8 protein-coding genes are annotated in these 20,582 nt (G+C 63.1%); 4 read left to right on the forward strand and 4 right to left on the reverse strand.

The genetic code is table 11. From position 1 onward, the window contains the following. Positions 1 to 33: 33 nt before the first annotated feature. Together AC1RBR_RS18460 and AC1RBR_RS18465 are read right to left on the reverse strand one after the other, a co-directional pair. Complete coding sequence (locus AC1RBR_RS18460; RefSeq protein ID WP_098964858.1) at positions 34 to 1,356, reverse strand: ATP-binding protein; 1,323 nt, start codon at positions 1,354 to 1,356, stop codon at positions 34 to 36. Beyond that, positions 1,356 to 2,036, reverse strand: coding sequence for a response regulator (locus AC1RBR_RS18465; protein ID WP_007969056.1), 681 nt, complete (start codon positions 2,034 to 2,036; stop codon positions 1,356 to 1,358). Before AC1RBR_RS18465 ends, AC1RBR_RS18460 begins: the two co-directional genes overlap by 1 nt. Before the next feature lie 153 nt (positions 2,037 to 2,189). Here AC1RBR_RS18465 and dsbD point away from each other — a divergent pair, with 153 nt between their 5' ends. From dsbD to dsbG, 3 genes are read left to right on the forward strand one after another with little or no spacing between them, the layout of a single operon-like run. Further along, positions 2,190 to 3,923, forward strand: coding sequence for a protein-disulfide reductase DsbD (dsbD, locus tag AC1RBR_RS18470; protein ID WP_492565997.1), 1,734 nt, complete (start codon positions 2,190 to 2,192; stop codon positions 3,921 to 3,923). Then, on the forward strand, positions 3,924 to 4,793 hold the full coding sequence (locus AC1RBR_RS18475; RefSeq protein WP_492565999.1) for a TlpA family protein disulfide reductase: 870 nt from the start codon (positions 3,924 to 3,926) through the stop codon (positions 4,791 to 4,793). It abuts the gene before it with no gap. Beyond that, positions 4,769 to 5,539: a thiol:disulfide interchange protein DsbG gene (gene dsbG, locus AC1RBR_RS18480; protein ID WP_253150010.1), complete on the forward strand. Its 771-nt coding sequence runs from the start codon at positions 4,769 to 4,771 to the stop codon at positions 5,537 to 5,539. The genes AC1RBR_RS18475 and dsbG overlap by 25 nt, the downstream gene beginning before the upstream one ends. A gap of 113 nt (positions 5,540 to 5,652) precedes the next feature. On the opposite strand, the gene AC1RBR_RS18485 is transcribed toward dsbG, so the two are convergent. Both AC1RBR_RS18485 and AC1RBR_RS18490 read right to left on the reverse strand, forming a co-directional pair. Further along, a complete protein-coding gene (locus tag AC1RBR_RS18485) occupies positions 5,653 to 6,468 on the reverse strand; it encodes an alpha/beta fold hydrolase (RefSeq protein WP_492566001.1) in 816 nt (271 codons plus the stop codon). A 182-nt stretch (positions 6,469 to 6,650) separates the two neighbouring features. Next, the gene (locus AC1RBR_RS18490) at positions 6,651 to 19,649 is read right to left on the reverse strand and encodes a non-ribosomal peptide synthetase (RefSeq protein ID WP_492566003.1); all 12,999 of its coding nucleotides are present in this window, start codon (positions 19,647 to 19,649) and stop codon (positions 6,651 to 6,653) included. 369 nt (positions 19,650 to 20,018) lie between these two features. Here AC1RBR_RS18490 and AC1RBR_RS18495 point away from each other — a divergent pair, with 369 nt between their 5' ends. After that, positions 20,019 to 20,573, forward strand: a complete 555-nt coding sequence (locus AC1RBR_RS18495) for an RNA polymerase factor sigma-70 (protein WP_027613402.1) — start codon at positions 20,019 to 20,021, stop codon at positions 20,571 to 20,573. Positions 20,574 to 20,582 lie beyond the last annotated feature (9 nt).

The following is a 20,582-nucleotide window of genomic DNA, read 5'->3' on the forward strand; positions in this document are numbered from 1 at the left end:
GCAAGCCCGCTCCCACAAAGGATTTTTGCTGGTTCAGACAGGTTGCAGCGGCATAGTCAACTCGACGCGCAAGCCATCCGGACGGCTGTCGAAATGCAGGGTGCAGGCGCAGCGCTGGACGATGGCTTGCACAATGGCCAGGCCGAGACCGCAGCCGGTACTCTGGCCGTTGCGCCAGAAGCGTTGGGTCAGGTGCTGCAGATCTTCCGCCGCAATCCCCGGCCCGTGGTCGCGCACCACAAAACGGGCGCGCTGGCCGACGGTTTCCAGACTCAGCTCCACCTCAGCGTCCGCCGGGGTATGGCGCAGGGCGTTGTCGAGCAGATTGCGCAACGCGGCAATCGACAGCACCGCCGGCATTTGCACCGGTGCGCTGGAGAGCTGCTTGGGCAATTGCAGCTTGATGCGCTGACGCTCGCCGCCGGCCGCATCCTGCATCGCCAGTTTCGCCACCTGTTCGGCGCTGCACTGCACGCCGTCATCGAACGACAGACTGCCCTCGACCCGCGCCAGCAACAGCAGTTGCTCCAACGTGCGATGCATGCGGTCGGCGCCCTCTTCGGCCCGTGCCAGCGACTGATCGCGGGCACTGCCTTCGGTCATGCGTGCCACTTGCAGGTGGGTCTTGATCGCCGTCAACGGGCTGCGCAGTTCGTGGGCGGCGTCGCCGGTCAGGCGGCGTTCACGCTCAATAGTCTTGCCGATGCGCTGGAACAGCTGGTTCTGCGTATCGAGCAACGGTTTCAGTTCGCTGGGAAAAGATTGCAATTGCAACGGTTCCAGCGAGTCGGCATTGCGTCGCATCAGCGCCTCGCGCAGTCGATTGAGCGGCGCCAGGCCCTGGCCGATGCCCAGCCACAACAGGCACAGACAACCGAGCAATGCCACGCCGACCGGCACCGAGGCCGCCAGCAGGATCGACATGTTCAGCGCTTCGCGTTCGATCTGCCGGTCGGCCGTGGTGATCCGCACGTCGCCCCGCGCGAGAGTGAAACTGCGCCACGGCGCGCCATCGATCATCTGATCGTGGAAGCCCATTTTTTCCGCTTCCAGGGTTTGCTCGGGGCTGCTGTGGCTGCGGGCCAGAATCTCCCCGCGCAACGAACTGACCTGACAGGCCATGCCACCGGGAATGTTCAATTGTTCGGCGCTGAAATGGGTGCCCTCGCCCTTGCTCGGCAGCGCCGGCAATTGCTCCAGCAGCCCGGCGACCATGCGCGCCGAGGCCACCAGCCGCTGGTCAAGGGAAAACATCATCTGATTGCGCAAGTCGCTGAGCATCCAGGCCGCGGCCAGCGCCCAGATCAGTGCGAACGCGGCGCCGAGGGTCAGACTCAGGCGCAGACGCAGACTCATCACTTCTGTTGTTCTCCACCATCGGCCGGCCCGAGGCGATAACCCAGACCGCGCACGGTTTCGACGATGCCCTTGCCGAGTTTGCTGCGCAGGTGATGGATATGCACGTTCAGCGCGTTGCTCTCCAACTCGTCATTGAAACCGTAGACGCTGTCCTTCAACTGCTCGGTGGACAGCACCCGGCCACGGTTGTGCAACAACGCCTGCAACAGCGATTGCTCGCGGCGCGACAAGTCCACCGGTTGCCCGGCCAACGTGGTTTCGCGGCTGCTTGGATCGTAGGTCAGCGCGCCGTGTTCGATCAGGTTGACGCTGCGCCCGGCGACCCGGCGCAGCAAGGTTTGCAGACGCGCGAACAGTTCACGCAGATCGAAGGGTTTGAGCAGGTAATCGTCAGCCCCGGCCTGCAAGCCATCGACCCGGTCGGTGACCGAGTCGCGTGCGGTCAGGATCAACACCGGAATTTCCAGGCCCTGCTGACGCAGTTGTTGCAGCAACTTGAGGCCATCTTCGTCGGGCAGGCCGAGATCGAGCACCATCACGTCGAATTCGGCGACCTTGAGCATCGCCCGCGCTTTAGAGGCGGTGTTGACGTGCTCGACCGTCAGGCCCTGCGCCGTGAGACCGGCAACGATACCGCTGGCGATCAGTTCATCGTCTTCGCAAACCAGTACGTGCATGATCAGTCCCGTAGAAAAAAGCCGATTAGGCCGTTGGCCGATTAAGCTGACATTATGGCGCCCAACGCCACAGCGACAAGGGCGTGACGGTTAATCATCGGTTAATCGCCATCCACCATTGTGCCCACACTTGCACAGGGACAAGGCTCCTCCATGCGTCATTTTTTTCTTTTGTTTGCACTGCTGATCTCCGGCCTGGCCCAGGCGGGAAACAATCCATTCGAGACCAAACCGGAGTTTCTGCCGGTCGACAAAGCCTTCGTGCTGACTTCCGAACGCCTTGAATCGGGGGAAACCCAGCTGTTCTGGCAAATCACCGACGGCTATTACCTGTACCAGAAACGCCTGAAATTCGACGGTTTGACGGCCGACCAACAGCCGGCGTTGCCCGAGGGTGAGTCACACAGCGACGAGTTCTTCGGTGAACAACCGGTGTATCGCCAAGGGCTGGAGGTAAAAATTCCGGCCGCGGCCAGCGGTCAGATCAAGGTCAGTTACCAAGGCTGCGCCGATGCCGGCCTGTGTTATCCGCCACAGACCCGGGTCATCGATCTGGGCGGCAAAGCCACGCCAATAACCAGCGCTGAAGCACCGGATCAGGCCTTGGCCAGCAGCCTGCAACAACGGGCGCTGGGCTGGAGCCTGCTGGTGTTCTTCGGCCTCGGCCTGTTGCTGGCGTTCACCCCGTGTTCGTTGCCGATGCTGCCGATTCTGGCGGGCATGATTGTCGGCAGCGGCGCCACCCCGCGCCGTGGGTTCGCCCTGGCCAGCAGCTATGTGATCTGCATGGCGCTGGTGTATGCGGCGATGGGGGTGATCGCCGCGCTGCTCGGCGCCAACCTGCAGGCGTGGCTGCAAAATCCATGGCTGCTCGGTGCATTTGCAGCAGTGTTCGTGGTGCTGGCGCTGCCGATGTTCGGCTTCTTTGAATTGCAATTGCCGGTGGCCCTGCGTGACCGCCTCGAACACGCTTCGCGCAGTCGCAGCGGCGGCAGCCTGATCGGTGCCGGGGTGCTCGGCGCGTTGTCCGGTCTGTTGGTCGGCCCGTGCATGACCGCGCCACTGGCCGGCGCTTTGCTGTACATCGCGCAGAGCGGCAATGCGCTGCACGGTGGCTTGATTCTGTTCGCGTTGGGCATCGGTATCGGGGTGCCGCTGTTGCTGTTGGTGACCGTCGGCAATCGCTTCCTGCCGAAACCTGGCGCGTGGATGAACCTGCTCAAGGGCATCTTCGGTTTCCTGTTCCTCGCGACCGCACTGCTGATGTTGCGCCCGGTGCTGGACTCGTCGCTGTGGCTGGGCCTGTGTGGCGCGCTGCTGCTGATCGCCGCGTTCTGCGCCTGGAAGCAATCGGACGGCTTCGGCCGGGTTGCCCAGGTGTTCGGCGCCAGTTCGTTGTTGCTTGGTCTGTGGGGCAGTCTGTTGCTGATCGGTGCTGCCGGTGGCAGTGACGACCCGTATCAGCCGTTGCAGGTGTACAGCGCCGGGCGGGTCGCCAGCACCACGCCGAGCGGGCATGACGCGTTCACCGCAATCAAGGACCCGGCCGCCCTGCAGCGCGAACTGGATAGCGCCAAAGCCCAGCGCCAGTGGGTGTTGCTCGATTACTACGCCGACTGGTGTGTGTCGTGCAAAGTCATGGAAAAACAGGTGTTCGGCAAGGACAAGGTCATGCAGGCGCTGAGCGATGTACGCCTGCTGCGCCTCGACGTCACTGCCGACAATGCCGCCAGCCGCGAGCTGCTCGGCCGCTACAAAGTCCCGGGCCCACCGAGTTTTGTCTGGATCGGCACCGACGGCGAAGAACGACGTAGCCAGCGCATCACCGGTGAGGTGGATGCCGAGACGTTCCTGCAACGCTGGGCCACTACCCGAGACGCCAATTAAATGCTGACGTTCACCCTCGGCACCTTTGCCATCGCGCTTAACCATCTGCTGCTGATCAGTGCCCTGGCGCTGGCGACCTTTGTCGGCTGGCAGGTGGCCAAGCGCGGCGGCGATAACCCCGAGTCGGCGCTGTTCAGCCTGTTCCTGCTGGGCATGCTCGCGGCACGCGTGGCGTTTGTCGCCCTGTACTGGGGCCACTATCGCAACGATCCGTGGCAGATCATCGACCTGCGCGACGGCGGCTTCCTCGCCTGGCCGGGGGTGGTCGTGCTGCTGCTCGCCGCTCTCTATCGCGGCTGGCGCCGTCCGGGTCTGCGTCGGCCACTGGGCTTTGGCGTGGCCAGCGGTGTGCTGTTCTGGTTGTTGGCGACCCTGTCACTGAACATCTACGAACAAGGCACGCGCCTGCCGGAAATCACCCTGCGCAACGCCGCAGGCGAGACCATCCAGCTCAGCGACTATCAGGGCGGCCCATTGGTGATCAACCTGTGGGCAACCTGGTGCCCGCCGTGCCGGCGCGAGATGCCGGTGCTGGAAAATGCTCAACAACAACGCCCGGACCTGACCTTTCTGTTCGTCAATCAGGCCGAAAGCATGCAAAGCGTTGCCACCTTTCTTGAAACCCAGGGCCTGAGCCTGAACAACGTGCTGTTCGACCGCAGCGGCCGACTGGGTCAGGCCGTGGGTTCCATGGCGCTGCCGACTACGCTGTTCTATAGCCCTGACGGTCGCTTGCTGAGCAGCCACCTGGGCGAACTGTCGAACGCCAGTCTGGCCCGCGCCCTGGAAAACTTTGATATCCCGAATCCAACCGCCGCCCCGGCGACCTCTGCAAGGAAACTGCCATGCCCCGCCTCCGCCACCTGCTGACGCTGACTCTGGGCACTGCCCTGCTGCACCTGCCGTCGGTGCAGGCCGCCGAAGAATTGCCCGCCGCGATCAAGCAGATCGAGGCCAAGGGCGCAAAAATCGTCGGCCAGTTCGACGCCCCGGACGGCCTGCGGGGCTATGCGGCGCAGTACCAGAACCGTGGCATGGCGCTGTACCTGACGCCGGACGGGAAACACGTGTTGCTCGGCAATCTGTACGACGCCGACGGCAAGGATCTGAGCAGCGAGCCGTTGCAGAAACTGGTCTATGCGCCGATGGCCAAGGAAATCTGGGGCAAGTTCGAAGCCAGCAACTGGATTCAGGACGGCAACAAGGATGCGCCGCGCACCGTGTACCTGTTCAGCGATCCGAACTGCCCGTACTGCAACATGTTCTGGGAACAGGCGCGACCATGGGTCAAGGCCGGCAAAGTGCAACTGCGGCACATCATGGTCGGGATCATCCGCGAAGACAGCCCGGCGAAATCCGCCGCGCTGCTGGCGGCAAAAGATCCGGCCAAGGCCCTGGAAGATCACGAGAAGGCCGGCAAGGCCAGCACCCTCAAGCCATTAAAAGACATTCCAAAAGCGGTGCAGACCAAACTGGCCGCCAACATGCAGTTGATGGAAGACCTGGAGCTGCAGGCGACTCCGGCGATTTTCTACATGGATGACAAGGGCGAGCTGCAACAGCAGCAAGGGGCGCCTTCGCCGGAGAAACTGACGAAGATTCTCGGGCCGAAGTAAGCCCGGATTCGTTGTTGCCTGATCTGGCCTCTTCGCGGGCAAGCCCGCTCCCACAGGGAGCACCGCGGTCACTGTGGGAGCGGGCTTGCTCGCGAAAAGAACGATGACTCGGTTTAACGATTGCGCTCGTTCAGGAAGGTAAACAGTACCTCGTTTACAAACTGGGGATTCTCCAGACTGGAGATATGCCCCGCCTCCGGCACCAGCACCCACGGACACCCGATCAATTCAGCCATTTCCTGTGCCTCCGACGGCGGTCGAGGTTTGTCCTGATCGCCGCACAGCACAAGGGTGGTCGCGGCATTCAATTCGCCCAGACGCGGCAACAGGTCATCACGGCTGAACGTAATCCGCCCCATCGGCACGATGCTTTCGCGCAGGCGATCCGCGGTGTACGCCGCCAGTTTGGCGCGGAAGTCCTGATACAGCGCCGACTGCGGATCGATGCCCGGGCGGAAGAAGATCGGTACCACGATGTCGAGCAATTGTTCGGAGATCTCGCCGCTTTCCTCGATCTGCTTGAACAGCGAGAAGTAGTACTGACGGGTCGGCTCAGGCTCCACGCCGACGTAGGTGTCGAGCAGCACCAGCCCGTTGATCCGCTGCGGTGCCGACAACGCCAGACGCACGCCCCACATGCCACCGACCGACAGCCCCGCCAGCGTTATCTGCTCGATCTGCAGGTGATCGAGCAAGGCCGCGACCTGGCGTGCGATGTCATCCAGCGAGGTGGTGCCTGGCGGCAAGCGCCCGGATTCGCCATGGCCCCACAGGTCCAGCGCAATCACCCGGTAGTGCGGCGACAGTGCAGCGATCTGCGGCGCCCACATGGCCGTGTCCCACAGATAACTGCCCGCCAGCAACACGGCCGGGCCGGTGCCTTGATCAATGTAGTGCAGCGCTTGTCCGTCAACCGTGAAGAAAGGCATCGACCACCCCCGAGACAAAAAAGAGAACCGGCAGACTGAGCTGCCGGTTCATGATCGTCAACCGTGTAAATGTCTGAAAAATGTGCCGCCCCCAATCGCGAGCAGGCTCACTCCTACAAGGGAACGCATACCCAATGTAGGAGTGAGCCTGCTCGCGAAGGGGCCGGTACAGACACCGAAGATTACAAGCCCTCCAGCTCCGCCATCAGATCATTCAAGCGATCCACCTTGTCCTCGGTCATGTCACCGGCCGCCAGGCCTTCGATGTACTCGGCCAGTTCCTGCACCGTGCTGCACTCGAACATCGCCCGCAGCGGCACATCGCGTTGCAGGGTTTTCTGCACCCGCGAGGCGATCTGCGTGGCCAGCAACGAATGCCCGCCCAGCTCGAAGAAGTTGTCGCGCACGCCGACCTTGTCGACCTTGAGCACCTCGGCCCAGATGTCGGCCAGGGTCTGCTCCAGCTCGTTGCGCGGGGCCAGGTAATCCTCGCTCTGCAACTGGCCGATCTCCAGCGCCGGCAAGGCCTTGCGGTCGAGTTTGCCGTTGGCGTTGTGCGGCAGCTGATCGAGCCACAACCAGTGCAGCGGCACCATGTATTCCGGCAATTCGCTACGCAGGCGCTGCTTGATCCGCTCCAGACGTTCGCTCGGGTTGAGTGCCGAATCCGCCGCGACCAGATAGCCGACCAGATGTTTGCCATTCACGCCTTCCTGCACGCCGACCGCCGCATCGCGGACTTCCGGCTGTTCATGCAGACGCGCCTCGATTTCACCCAGTTCGATCCGGTAACCGCGAATCTTCACCTGATGGTCGACCCGGCCGACGTACTCCAGCACCCCGTCGCTGCGCCGCCGCGCGAGGTCACCGGTGCGATACAGACGCTCGCCCGGCGCGCCGAACGGGTTCGGTACAAACACTGGCGCAGTGCGCAGCGGATCGCTGACGTAACCGCGACCGACGCCGGTTCCGGCCACGCACAACTCACCCACCGCGCCCAACGGCACCAGTTCCAGCGCGCCATCGACCAAGTACAGCAAGTTGTTGTCGGTCGGCGTACCGATCGGCAAATAGCTGCCGCGAGTCGAAGCCATGTCCACACGGAAGAACGCCACGTCATCGGAGCATTCCGCCGGGCCATAAGCGTTGACCAGACCGATCTGCGGATAACGCAGCAGCCATTGGTGCGCCAGTTCCGGCGGCATGGCTTCACCGGTCGGCAGCATCCAGCGCAGACCGTCGAGGCTCAGGCGTTCCGAGGCGAGCATGCCCTGAATCAGCGACGGCACGCTCTCCAGCACGGTAATACCCTGGGCCTGCACATGCACCAGCAAACCCTGCGGATCGTGGGCAATGGTGTTCGGCACAATGTCCACCCGCGCGCCGAACAACGGTGCGGCGAGGAACTGCCAGACCGAAATATCGAAGCTTTGCGAAGCGGTCTGCGCGATTACATCGGCGTCCGTCAGTTGCAGGTACGGCACCTTGCTCAACTGGTTGTTGAGCATGCCGCGCTGCTCGACCATTACGCCTTTCGGCAGACCGGTCGAACCCGAGGTATAGATCACGTAGGCCAGGTTGTCCGGGGCACTGTAGATTCCCGGGTTCTGCAGCGATGTCGCCAGCGCCTGCACCTCTTCCCAGACCAACAGCCGTGGACGGTTGGCGCAGCTGAACTCATCGAGCAAGGTCTGCGCCTGGTCGCGGCAGGCTTCGCTGCACACCAGCACTGGCGTGCGGCTCAGCTCGATGATCCGTTGCAGACGCTGGCTCGGCAGGCCCGGATCCAGCGGCAGGTAACCGGCACCGGCCTTGAAGCTGCCGATGATCATCCCCAGCAGATCCAGATTGCGCTCGGCCAGCAGCGCCACCGGTTGATCCATCTGCACCCCGGCCGCGACCAGTGCATGGCCGAGGCGGTTGGCATTGTGGTTGAGCGCGGCATAGCTCAATTGCTGATCAAGGCAAGTGGCGGCGATGCGCTGCGGATGCGCCGCGACCTGCGCTTCGAATAGCGCCACGTAGCTCTGCTCCAGCGGATAGTCGTGCGCGCTCTGATTGCAGCCGTGCAGCAGGAAGTCCTGCTCATCAAAGCCCAGCAGCGGCAGGTCAGCCATGTCGCCATGGAAGCCATCGACCAGTGCCAGCAGCAGGCGCTTGAACTCGCCGAGCATTCGCTCGATGCTCGACTCGTCAAAGTAACGCTGGTCATAGGACAGGTGCAGGCCGAGGTCATCGCCCGGGTAGCACACCGCCGTCAGCGGGAAGTTGGTGTGGGTACGGCCGGAGTCCGAGGTCGCGTTAAGACTCTGCGCTCGGTCCAGCACCGAGACTTCCACTGGCGCGTTCTCGAACACGAACAGACTGTCGAACAGCGGTTGGCCTTTCGGCAGTTCGCTCTGCTCCTGGATATTCACCAGCGGCAGGTATTCGTACTCGCGCAACTGCATGTTGCTGTCGAGCAGCCCGCTCAACCACTGGCGCACACTGGCATGCTGATCGTCCGCCGGGATCTGTACCCGCAGCGCAATGCTGTTGATGAACAGGCCGACGGTGCGTTGCATCTCCGGCATTTCCACCGGGCGCCCGGCCACGGTGACGCCGAACAGCACGTCGCGATCACCGCTCAGGCGGCGCAGCACCAAGGCCCATGCCGCTTGAGCGAAGGTGTTGATGGTCAGTTGATGAGCCTGGGCCAGCTCGCGCAACCGGACGCCATCTTCAACGTTGAGACGGGTGTAGCGGTCACCGACGATCATGCCACCGCTTTCGCCGGCGTGTTCGCGCAGGAACGGTCGGTCGCTCGGGATCGGTGTGGTGCGCTCGAAACCTTGCAGGTTCTGCTGCCACCACTGGCGCGCCTCGGCCAGGCTCTGGCGTTGCAGCCAGCCGATGTAGTCGCGGTAACGCGGCGGCAGCGACAACTGTGCTTCGCGCCCCTCACCGAGGGCGGTGTAGATCTCGAAGAAATCGTTCATCAGCAGCGAGCGGCACCAGGCATCGATGAGGATGTGGTGGTTGCTCATCATGAACCAGTAACGCGCCGCGCCGACCTTGATCAAACGCAAGTGGAACGGTGCCTGATTGAGCAGATCGAACCCGGCCTCGCGCTCGTTTTTCAGCAGCGCTTGCAGCTTCGGTTCTTGCTCGTCCTCGGCAATGTCACACCAGTCCAGATACTCGATCGGCGTGCGCCCCGGAGTGTGGATCACTTGCAGCATGTCTTCGCCGACGTTCCAGCAGAACGACGCACGCAACGCTTCATGACGGGCGACTACCGCTTGCCAGGCCTGGGCGAAACGCTCGGGATCCAGCTCGCTGTTGATGCGGTAGCGATCCTGCATGTAGTACAGACCGGTGCCCGGTTCGAGCAAGGTGTGCAGCAACATGCCTTCCTGCATCGGCGTCAGCGGATAGACGTCTTCGATCTGCGCCGCCGGCACCGGCAGTGCATCAAGTTGCGCCTGGGTCAGTTTCGCCAGCGGGAAGTCCGACGGTGTGAGGCCTCCGGCTGTGTCTTGCAGGCAATGTTCGATCAGACTTTGCAGCTCGCCGAGGTAAGCGTCGGCCAGATCGTTGATGGTTTGCGCCTCGTAGCGCTCGGCACTGAAGGTCCAGCGCAGCAGCAATTCGCCGCCGTACACCTGACTGTCGATGCTCAACTCGTTGGGCAATGGCGCCTGCGGATCGTGGGCCGCACCGACCGATTCATCCAGCGGACGGAACAGCGCATCGCTGGCGAAACTCTGGTCGAACTGGCCGAGGTAGTTGAAGGTCACCGGGGCGTTCGGCAACGCCGCCATGCTGCGCTGGCTGAGGTCATCGGCCAGATAACGCAGCACGCCATAGCCGAGGCCTTTGTGCGGTACCGCGCGCAGTTGCTCCTTGATCGCTTTGATCGAAGCACCCTGCCCGGCAGCCTCTTCGATGTTGTGCGGGGTCAGGCGTAATGGATAGGCGCTGGTGAACCAGCCGACGGTGCGAGTCAGGTCGATCTCGTCGAACAGGGTTTCGCGGCCGTGGCCTTCCAGTTGAATCAGCGCCGACGGCTGCCCGCTCCAGCGGCACAGCACGCGGGCCAGCGCAGTCAGCAGCAGATCGTTGACCTGCGTGCGGTAGGCGCGCGGTGCCTGTTGCAGCAGTTGTTGGGTACGCTCGGCATCCAGGCGCACGCTGACGGTGTGCGCGTGACGATTCTGCTGTCCGCCCTGCGGGTTTTCGCACGGCAGCTCGGCGTTCTGCCCGGCCAGTTGCGTCTGCCACCAGTTCAGTTCTTCACGCAACGATTCGCTGCCGGCATAGGCCTGCAAACGTGCCGCCCAATCCTTGAAGGCACTGGTTTTCGCCGGCAGTTTTACCGACTGTTCGGCTTCGAGCTGGCGGTACACGGTTTGCAGATCGTCGAGCAAAACGCGCCACGACACGCCGTCGACCACCAAGTGATGAATCGCAATGAACAGGCGTTGCTGCCCTTCGGGACCATCGACCAGCAAGGCGCGCAGCAGCGGGCCGTTTTGCAGATCGAGACTGCGCTGGGCATCGGCGAACAGCGCTGCGCACTTGTCCATCGCCGCCACCCGCACTTGCCACAACACCTCGGCGTCGGACACCGGTTGATGCGTTGCCTGCCATTGATCGTTGGCCTGAGTGAAGCGCAGACGCAAGGCGTCGTGCTGCTCGATCACCGCCAACAGCGCCTGCTCCAGACGATGCGGTTCCAGCGCCACTGTCGGCTCCAGCAGCAACGCCTGGTTCCAGTGCTGACGCTCAGGAATATCAGTGTCGAAGAACCAGTGTTGAATCGGCGTCATCGCCGACTCACCGAGCACCAGTCCCTGCTCGGCAGTGACTTGCTCGCTGCGGCTGGCGACAGCGGCGAGGGTCTGCACCGTCTGATGCTGGAACAGATCCCGTGGACTGAAATGAATGCCCTGCTGCCGCGCCCGGCTGACCACTTGGATCGACAGAATCGAGTCGCCGCCAAGTTCAAAGAAATTGTCGTTGAGCCCGACCTGCTCGACGTTGAGCACCTCGCACCAGATCTGCGCCAGGGTCTGCTCCAACTCGCTGCTCGGCGCGACGTAGTCCTGACGGTTCAGCTCAGGGTCCGGCGCCGGCAAGGCGCGGCGGTCGAGTTTGCCGTTGGCGGTCAGCGGCATGCTCGCCAGCAGAATCAGGTGCGTCGGCACCATGTAGTCCGGCAATTGCGCCTTGAGGTGCGACTTCAGTGCTTCACGCAGTTCGGCCTGTTGCGCTTCGCCCTGCTCGGCAACTTCGCTGACCAGGTAGCCCACCAGTTGCTTGCCACTCGGCGCATCCAGCGCCAGCACCACCGCTTCGCGGATCGAAGCATGATCGAGCAGGCGGGTTTCGATTTCGCCCAACTCGATACGGAAACCGCGAATCTTCACCTGATGGTCGATCCGCCCCAGGTACTCCACCAGCCCATCGGCACGCTGGCGCACCAGATCGCCGGTGCGGTACATGCGCCCGCCATCGGCGGCAAACGGGTCGGCCACGAAACGCTCGGCGCTGATGCCCGCACGGTCGTGATACCCCTGGGCCAGACCGGCGCCGCCGACGAACAACTCACCGGTCGCGCCTTGCGGTACCAACGCCAGATCGGCATCGAGAATGTACGCCACACGGTCACCGATCACGCTGCCGATCGGCACGCTGCCGGCGCCCTCTTCCAAGACCTCTGGCGCAAGACTGGCGAGCGGCATGACCACGGTTTCAGTCGGGCCATAGGCGTTGAAGAACAGACTCGGTTTGAACGCGGCGCGAATCCGTTGCAAGTGTTCGCCAGTCAGCGCTTCGCCGCCGGTGATGATCATCCGCACCGGCAGAACCTGGTTTTGCGTGGCCAGAAACTGCGCCAACTGACTGCCGTAGCTCGGGGTGAAACCGAGCACGTTGATTTTATGCGTACGGATCAACGCGCAGATTTCTTCCGCGTCCCACTGCCCTTGCGCCCGCAGCACCACTTGCGCGCCACTGAGCAGCGGCACCAGCAGACGCTCGGTGGCGGCGTCGAAGTTGATCGAATAGAAGTGCAGTTCGCAGTCGTCCGGACGCATGCCGAAACGCTTGATCACTGCCTGGCAATGCATGGCGATTTCACCGTGCGACACCACCACGCCTTTCGGCTTGCCGGTCGAGCCCGAGGTGTAAATCAGATAGGCCTGATGCTGCGGCAGGCTGATAAATGGCAACTCGCTGACCGGGTAATCCGCCAGCGCCGCGCTGTCATCTTCCAGGCACCAGCGCGCCACGCTCGACGGCAAATCGCCGAGGGCATTGAACATCGCCCGGTCGCTGAGCAGCAGACCGATGCGGCTGTCTTCGATCATGTAGTGCAGGCGATCGAGCGGGTATTCCGGGTCCAGCGGCACATAAGCGCCGCCCGCCTTGAGGATCGCCAGCAGGCCGACGACCATTTCCAGCGAGCGCTCCAGCGCCAGACCGACCCGCACCTGCGGGCCGACCCCACGCTCGCGCAGGGCCCAGGCCAGGCGATTGGCGCGGGCATCGAGTTCGGCGTAGCTCAGAGTCTGTCCGGCGAAAGTCAGAGCCGGCGCGTCTTTGCGCGCCAGGGCCTGCTCGGCGAACAGATGATGGATGCATTGATCGAGACGACGTTCGCCCGGTTCAACGCCGAGGCTGTCGAGCAACTGCTGTTGTTCAGTCGGGTCGAGCAGCGGCAATTGGCTCAGACGCTGCTGCGGATCGGCGATCAACGCTTCCAGCAAGTTGCGCCAATGTTTGGCCATGCGCGCAATGGTCGGCTCATCGAACAGATCGGTGCTGTAGGTCAGGCAGCAACCGAGGCGATGGTCGAGGTCGGTGACTTCCAGGTTGAGGTCGAACTTGGTCGCCCGCGCATCGTTGGCCAGGTACTCGACGGTCATCCCGGCGAGCATGCGACTCTGCTGGAATTCCCAGCGCTGCACGTTGCACATCACCTGGAACAACGGGTTGTACGCCGCACTGCGTGGCGGTTGCAGCGCTTCGACCAGCTGATCGAACGGCAGATCCTGATGCGACTGGCCTTCGATCACCGTGTGGCGCACTTGCTCGAACAATTCGCCCACCGACATCTGCCCGTCGAGCTGGCAACGCAGTACCTGAGTGTTGAGGAATGCACCGATCAACCCTTCGCTTTCCGGGCGAATCCGGTTGGCCACCGGCGCGCCGATGCGCAGGTCGGTCTGGCCGCTGTAGCGGTAGAGCAAGGTGGCGAGCGCAGCGGTCATGGTCATGAACAGGGTCAGACCGTTCTGCGCATTGAACGCCCGGACGCGGGCGGCGAGATCATCACTGAGGTCGAAACGGAACAGCTCACCCTGGTGGCTTTGCACCGGCGGACGCGGACGGTCGCCGGGCAGTTCCAGCAACGGATGTTCGCGACCCAGTTGCGCAGTCCAGTAGTCGAGCTGGCGCTGACGCTCACCGGACTCCAGCCACTGTCGTTGCCAGACGCTGTAATCGAGGTACTGAACCGGCAGCGGTTCCAGCGGCGAATCGCGCTCATCGACGAACGCCTCATACAGCGCGCTGAGTTCGCGGGCAAAAATATCCATCGCCCAGCCTTCAGTGACGATGTGGTGCAATGTCAGCACGAAGTAATGCTCGTGCTCGGCGGTCTTCACCAGACAGGCGCGCAGCAGCGGGCCGCTTTCCAGATCGAACGGCAGATGCGCTTCGTCATCGGCCAGTTGCTGGACGTTCTGTTCACGCTGGTCAGCCGGCAGTTTCGAGAAATCCTTCCAGCCCATGCGCACGCCGGTCTCGGCATGCACCTGTTGACGGGCCACGCCATCGACGCTCGGGAACGTGGTGCGCAGGGTTTCGTGGCGCAGGATCAACGCCTGCAAGGCTGCCTCGAAATGCTCGACGTGCAACACGCCGCGCAGGCGCGCCATGCCGCCGACGTTGTACGCCGGGCTGTCCGGCTCCATCTGCCAGAGGAACCACATGCGCTGTTGCGAGTACGACAACGGCACCGCTTGGCTGCGATCGACTTTGGCAATCGGCGGCTGTTTGTTGGTCTGGCCGCTGGCCTGGATCAGGCGGATCTGCTCAGCGAAATCGCCGAGTTCGCTATGCTCGAACAGGGCGCGCAACGGCAGCTCGACGTCACAGGCCTGACGGCTGCGCGAGATGATTTGTGTGGCCAGCAACGAGTGCCCGCCGAGGGCGAAGAAGTCGTCGCGCAGACCGATCCGTGGCAGACCCAGCACTTCGCGCCAGATCGCGGCGATCTGTTGTTCCAGCTCGGTGACCGGTTCGACGTGTTCACGCACTTGCCACTGCGGCTCGGGCAAGGCGCGACGGTCGAGTTTGCCGCTCGGGCTCAGGGGCATTACGTCCAGGCGCATCAGTTGCGCCGGGACCATGTATTCCGGCAGTTCGGCGGCCAGCGCAGTTTTCAGATGGGCGATCTGCGCGTGCTGATCTTCGCTGGCATCGACAGCGGTGAAGTAGCCGATCAGTTGCGCGCCGGCTGCGGTTTCACGCACCAGCACCACCGCTTGGGCGACGCCGTCCTGAGCCAGCAGCCGCGCTTCGATTTCTTCCGGTTCAACGCGGAAACCCCGCAGTTTGACTTGCTGATCGAGGCGCCCGAGGTATTCGATCACACCGTCAGCGGTCCAGCGAGCCCGGTCACCGGTGCGATACAGCCGTGCGCCCTGCTCGCCCAGTGGATCGACCACGAAACGTTCGGCAGTCAGTGCCGGACGACCAAGGTAACCCCGGGCCAGACCGATGCCGCTGATGCACAGCTCACCGGGCACACCGGCCGGCACGGGGTTGAGATCAGCATCGAGAATGCGGCAGATCACGTTGCCCAGCGGCCGGCCAATCGGCGAGCGCTCGACATCGGCCGTGGTGCAGTGCCAATGGGTGACGTTGATCGCGGTTTCGGTCGGGCCGTAACGGTTGTGCAGTTGCACCGCCGGCAGTTGCGCCAACACGCGGTTGCGCAGTTCCGCCGGCAACGCTTCACCGCCGGAGAACACCCGGCGCAAACTGGTGCATTCGGCGCTCAGCGGCTCGTCGATGAACAGCGCGAGCAGCGGCGGCACAAAGTGCAGCGTGGTCACGCCGTATTCCTGCACCAGTTGCGCGATGCGATGCGGATCGCGGTGTTCACCGGGGCCGGCGATCAACAGACGCGCGCCAGTGATCAGCGGCCAGAAGCACTCCCACACCGACACGTCGAAACTGATCGGCGCCTTTTGCATCAGCACGTCGCTGTCGTTCAGGCGATAGCTGTTCTGCATCCATTGCAGACGTTCGGCCAACGCAGCGTGGGTGTTGCCGACGCCTTTCGGTTGGCCGGTGGAGCCGGAGGTGTAAATCACATAGGCAAGGTTGTCGCCGTGCAGGTGCAGACCCGGTGCCTGACTCGGCCAGTTTTCCAGGTGCAACGCGTCCATGGCGATCACGCTGACGCCGTCACTGGCCGGCAGTCGGTCGAGCAATGCAGTCTGAGTCAGCAGCAATTCGACACCGCTGTCGCTGAGCATGTAGGCCAGACGTTCTGCCGGGTAATCCGGGTCCAGCGGCACATAAGCGCCACCGGCCTTGATGATCGCCAGCAGGCCGATCAGCAGTTGCGGCGAACGCTCGGCGGCAATCGCCACGCACACATCCGGGCCGACGCCTTTATCGCGCAGATAGTGCGCGAGGCGGTTGGCCTGGGCGTGCAATTCGGCGAAGTCGAGACTGCCGCCGTCCCACAACAGCGCAGTGCGTTCCGGCGTCTGCCGAGCCTGTTCGTTGAGCAGTTCCGGCAGCCATTGTTGCGCCGGGGTACACGGGGCAACGCTCCATGTCTGTTGGTGTTCGTGCTCGCACGGAGTCAGCAATGGCAGGTCGCCGATCGCCTGTTGCGGCTGCTCGCAGACCGCGCGCAGCAGGTTGCTGAAATGTTCGGCCAGATGCTCGATGGTCGCTGCTTCGAACAGTTCATCGGCGTAGTCGAAGGACAGGGTCAGGCGCCCGTTGCGATCTTCTTCGCTGTGCAGTTGCAGATCGAACTTGGCTTCGCGGCTGTGCCACGGCAGCTCTTCGGCGAGCAGCCCCGGCAGGCGCTTGAGCGCACTCAAGTCGCGTTGCTGGTGGTTGAACATGACCTGGAACAGCCCCTGTTCGCGAGCCTGCGGGAACGCTTCGAGCAGTTGTTCGAACGGCAGGTCCTGATGGGCCTGCGCCCCCAGTGCAGCCTCGCGGGTCTGCGTCAGCAACTCGATAAACGACAGCCGCGAATCAACCTCGGCACGCAGCACCTGAGTGTTGATGAAGAAGCCGATCAAGCCCTGGGTTTCCAGACGCGGACGGTTGGCGTTGGGAATGCCGATGCGGATGTCGCGCTGGCCACTGTAGCGGTGCAGCAGGCTCTGGAACGCCGAGAGCAACAGCATGAACGGCGTCGATTGATGCGCTTGCGCGGTCTGCCTGATCGCGTCGCTGAGGCTGACACCGAGGCGCACGCTGTGGCGCGCGGCGCTGTGCAATTGTCTGGCCGAACGCGGATGGTCGGTGGCCAGTTCCAGCCCCGGATGTTCGTCGCCCAGCTGGGTTTTCCAGTAGGCCAGTTGCCGCTCGCCCTCGCCTTGCGCCAGCCATTGACGCTGCCAGCTGCCGTAGTCGGCATATTGAGTGGGCAGCGGCGCAAGTTCGGCGCGCTGGCCTTGAGATGCCGCAGCGTACAGGCGCGAGAATTCGTCGATCAGCACGTTCAGCGACCAGCCGTCGGCGATGATGTGATGCAGGGTCACCAGAAGCTGATGATCTTCGTCGTCGAGACGCACCAGCGTTACCCACAGCAGCGGGCCTTTTTCCAGATCGAACTGGGTGCGCGCCTCGTCCTCGCGGATCTGTTGCGCGCGGGCTTCACGCTCGTGCGCGGGCAGGTCGCTGATGTCGATCAGTTGCAGGTTGAATTCAGGTGCGGCGTCGACTTGTTGCAGCGCCACACCGTCACGCTCGAAGAAGCGTGTGCGCAGCGATTCGTGGCGCTCGATCAGTTGCTGGAAGCTGGCGCGCAACGCGTCCTCGTCCAGTTCGCCACGCAGGCGCAGGGCGCCGGGGATGTTGTAGGCGCTGCTGTGCGGGTCGAGTTGCCAGGTGATCCACAGTCGGTTCTGCGCCAGCGATTGCGGCAGTGCTTCGCTGCGCGACAAGGCGTTGATTGCGCCTTGGGCGTTGCCGCCATCCTGTTGCTGCTGCGCCACGGCAGCGGCGAATGCGGACAGGGTCGGCGCTTCGAACAGCAGGCGCAGGTTCAACTCCAGCGCCAGTTCTTCGCGGACCCGGGCGATCACTTGCGTGGCGGCAATCGAGTTGCCACCGAGCAGGAAGAAGTGGTCGTCGGCGTTGACCTGTTTGACGTTGAGTTGCTCGGCCCAGATCTTGCCGATCAGGGCTTCCAGCTCGGAAGCCGCCAGGGTCGATTCGGTATTTTGCACCTCGGCGGACGGGAACACCGCGTAGCTGTCGAGGCTGCCGTCGACCAGACGATTGCGGCACGCCGAGCGTTGCAGCTTGCCGCTGGACGTCTTCGGCAGCGCGCCCGGGTTGAGCAGCACCACCACGTTCGGTGCTTCCTGATACGCCTCGGCCACTGCCTGGCGAATGGCTTTGATCAGTGCTTCTGGCGGCAGGATTTTTTGCACGCTGCGGCTGATTTCTGCCGCGATGCCAATACCTTCTTCACCGTCCTGAGTGACCGCGAATGCCGCGACGCGACCTTTGCGCACCACCTCCACTTCGTTCTCGACAGTCTTCTCGATGTCCTGCGGATAGAGGTTGTGGCCACGCACGATCAGCATGTCTTTCAGGCGACCGGTGATGAACAGTTCACCGTCGCGAATGAAGCCCAGATCACCGGTACGCAGCCAGGTGCGACCGGCGTGCTGAACGAAAGTCTTGGCGCTGGCCTCGGGGTTGCGCCAGTAGCCGTGGGCGATGCTCGGGCCGGCGGCCCAGACTTCACCGACGAGATTGTCAGCCAGTTCGTTCAGCGTGACCGGCTCGACGATCAGCACCGCATGTTCCGGCTGGCTGATGCCGCAACTCATGATCGGGCTGCCGTTGCCCGGCTCGGCACGGTTTTGCGCCAGCGCCTGATCATCGACACGCAGAGCAGGAATACCGGTGCCACGCGGTGTGCCGGCGACGAACAGGGTCGCCTCGGCCAGACCATAGGACGCCATGAAGCTGTCTTCGCTGAAGCCGCACGGGGTGAACTTCTCGGCGAAGCGCCCAAGGGTGTCGAGACGGATCGGTTCGGAGCCGGAATAGGCCACGCGCCAGCGGCTCAGGTCGAGGCGCTCCAGTGCTGATTCGCTGACCCGCTCGCTGCACAGACGGTAGGCGAAATCCGGCCCGCCGCTGATGGTGCCGCCGTATTGGCTGATCGCTTCAAGCCAGCGCAACGGGCGACCGAGGAAGTACGCGGGCGACATCAGGATGCACGGCACGCCGCTGAAAATCGGCTGCAACAATCCGCCGATCAGGCCCATGTCGTGGTACAGCGGCAACCAGCTGACGATCACGTCGTCGGGGTTCACGTCGATGCCGAAACCGTGGCGAATCAGCAGCTCGTTGGCCACCAGATTGCCGTGGCTGACCTGCACGCCTTTGGGCAGCGCAGTAGAACCGGAGGTGTATTGCAGGAAGGCGATGTGGTCTTGCGGCAGAGCCGGTTCGCTCCAGCGCTCGGCCAGGGAGTTGTCGAGGGTATCGACGCACAGCAACGGCGGCGCGCCGTCGATTTGCTGCAAGGCATCGCGCAGGTCGGCGCTGGTCAGCAGCAGACGCGGTTCGGCGTCGGCGATGATCGACAACAGGCGTTCCTGGTGATGCCGACGGGCGGACTCCGGCGGATAGGCCGGCACTGCGATCACCCCGGCGTACAGGCAACCGAAAAACGCCGCGACGTAATCCGCGCCGCTGGGAAACAGCAGCACCGCACGATCGCCGAATTCAGTCTGACTCTGCAACGCGGCAGCAATGGTGCGCGCACGTTGATCCAGTTCGCGGTAACTGAGCACCACGCCCTGCTCCTCGGTTTCGGCGAGAAAGCGCAGGGCCAGGCGATCCGGCGTCTGTGCCGCACGGCGCTGGAGGGCTTGGACCAGAGTGCTGGGGAGTTCGAACGCGTCGGTCATGAGGTTTCCTGCCTGAATTCGGCTTGCTAAGTGGAATCGGGTTGCTGCGTCACGCCGGTCGAGGGCGTGCAGGGCGCGGTCTGTGCCGACCGCGCAAGGCATCGGAATGCTGTCTGGCCGGGGCTCGGTACCCGGAACCATTCACCAATGAGAACGGATGACGTCTTGAAATAATTAGTCGGCAGGCTGGATCGCCAATGGGGCTGGGGTGTGGCGGTGTGTCGCAGTTCTCGATTCGCACCTTTACGGAGCATTAGTTCTCTTTCTCAATTGACAATCATTATCATTCAACATAATTTGTCGCTCGATGTGTAGGACGGCCCCGTCCCCCAGGCGTCCCACTAACCTATTGGCAGCAAGGTGATTTCCATGACGGAACAAGTATCCACAAGCAGGTGCGATTCACCGCTACTTCAGGCCTTCGTCGACAATCGACTGATTCTGGTGAAGATTGCAGCACGCATTACCGGCTGCCGTTCACGCGCCGAAGACGTGGTGCAGGATGCGTTCTTCCGCTTGCAGTCGGCCCCGCCGATCACGTCGTCGATCAAGGCGCAATTGAGTTACCTGTTCCAGATCGTGCGCAACCTCGCCATCGATCACTACCGTAAACAGGCGCTGGAACAGAAGTACTCGGGTCCCGAAGAGGAAGGGTTGAATGTGGTCATTCAAGGCGCTTCGCCGGAAACCTCGCATATCAACTTCTCGACGCTGGAACACATCGCCGACGCGCTGACCGAACTGCCCAGCCGCACCCGCTACGCCTTCGAGATGTACCGTCTGCACGGCGTGCCGCAAAAGGACATCGCCAAGGAACTCGGCGTCTCGCCGACGCTGGTCAACTTCATGATTCGCGATGCGCTGGTGCACTGCCGCAAGGTGTCGGGCAGTCGTGGAGACGCGGCCTCGATGGGACGTCGTTAAGCCCTGAAT

The sequence above is a fragment of the Pseudomonas sp. GW823-FHT01D03 genome, assembly GCF_058798255.1.

What these genes read in the sequence shown, in the direction of transcription:
- dsbG (WP_253150010.1), top strand. Translation starts at nt 4,769, where the DNA reads ATGCCCCGCCTCCGCCACCTGCTGACGCTGACTCTGGGCACTGCCCTG.
- dsbD (WP_492565997.1), top strand. Translation starts at nt 2,190, where the DNA reads ATGCGTCATTTTTTTCTTTTGTTTGCACTGCTGATCTCCGGCCTGGCC.
- AC1RBR_RS18460 (WP_098964858.1), bottom strand. Translation starts at nt 1,356, where the DNA reads ATGAGTCTGCGTCTGCGCCTGAGTCTGACCCTCGGCGCCGCGTTCGCA.
- AC1RBR_RS18465 (WP_007969056.1), bottom strand. Translation starts at nt 2,036, where the DNA reads ATGCACGTACTGGTTTGCGAAGACGATGAACTGATCGCCAGCGGTATC.
- AC1RBR_RS18490 (WP_492566003.1), bottom strand. Translation starts at nt 19,649, where the DNA reads ATGACCGACGCGTTCGAACTCCCCAGCACTCTGGTCCAAGCCCTCCAG.
- AC1RBR_RS18485 (WP_492566001.1), bottom strand. Translation starts at nt 6,468, where the DNA reads ATGCCTTTCTTCACGGTTGACGGACAAGCGCTGCACTACATTGATCAA.
- AC1RBR_RS18495 (WP_027613402.1), top strand. Translation starts at nt 20,019, where the DNA reads ATGACGGAACAAGTATCCACAAGCAGGTGCGATTCACCGCTACTTCAG.
- AC1RBR_RS18475 (WP_492565999.1), top strand. Translation starts at nt 3,924, where the DNA reads ATGCTGACGTTCACCCTCGGCACCTTTGCCATCGCGCTTAACCATCTG.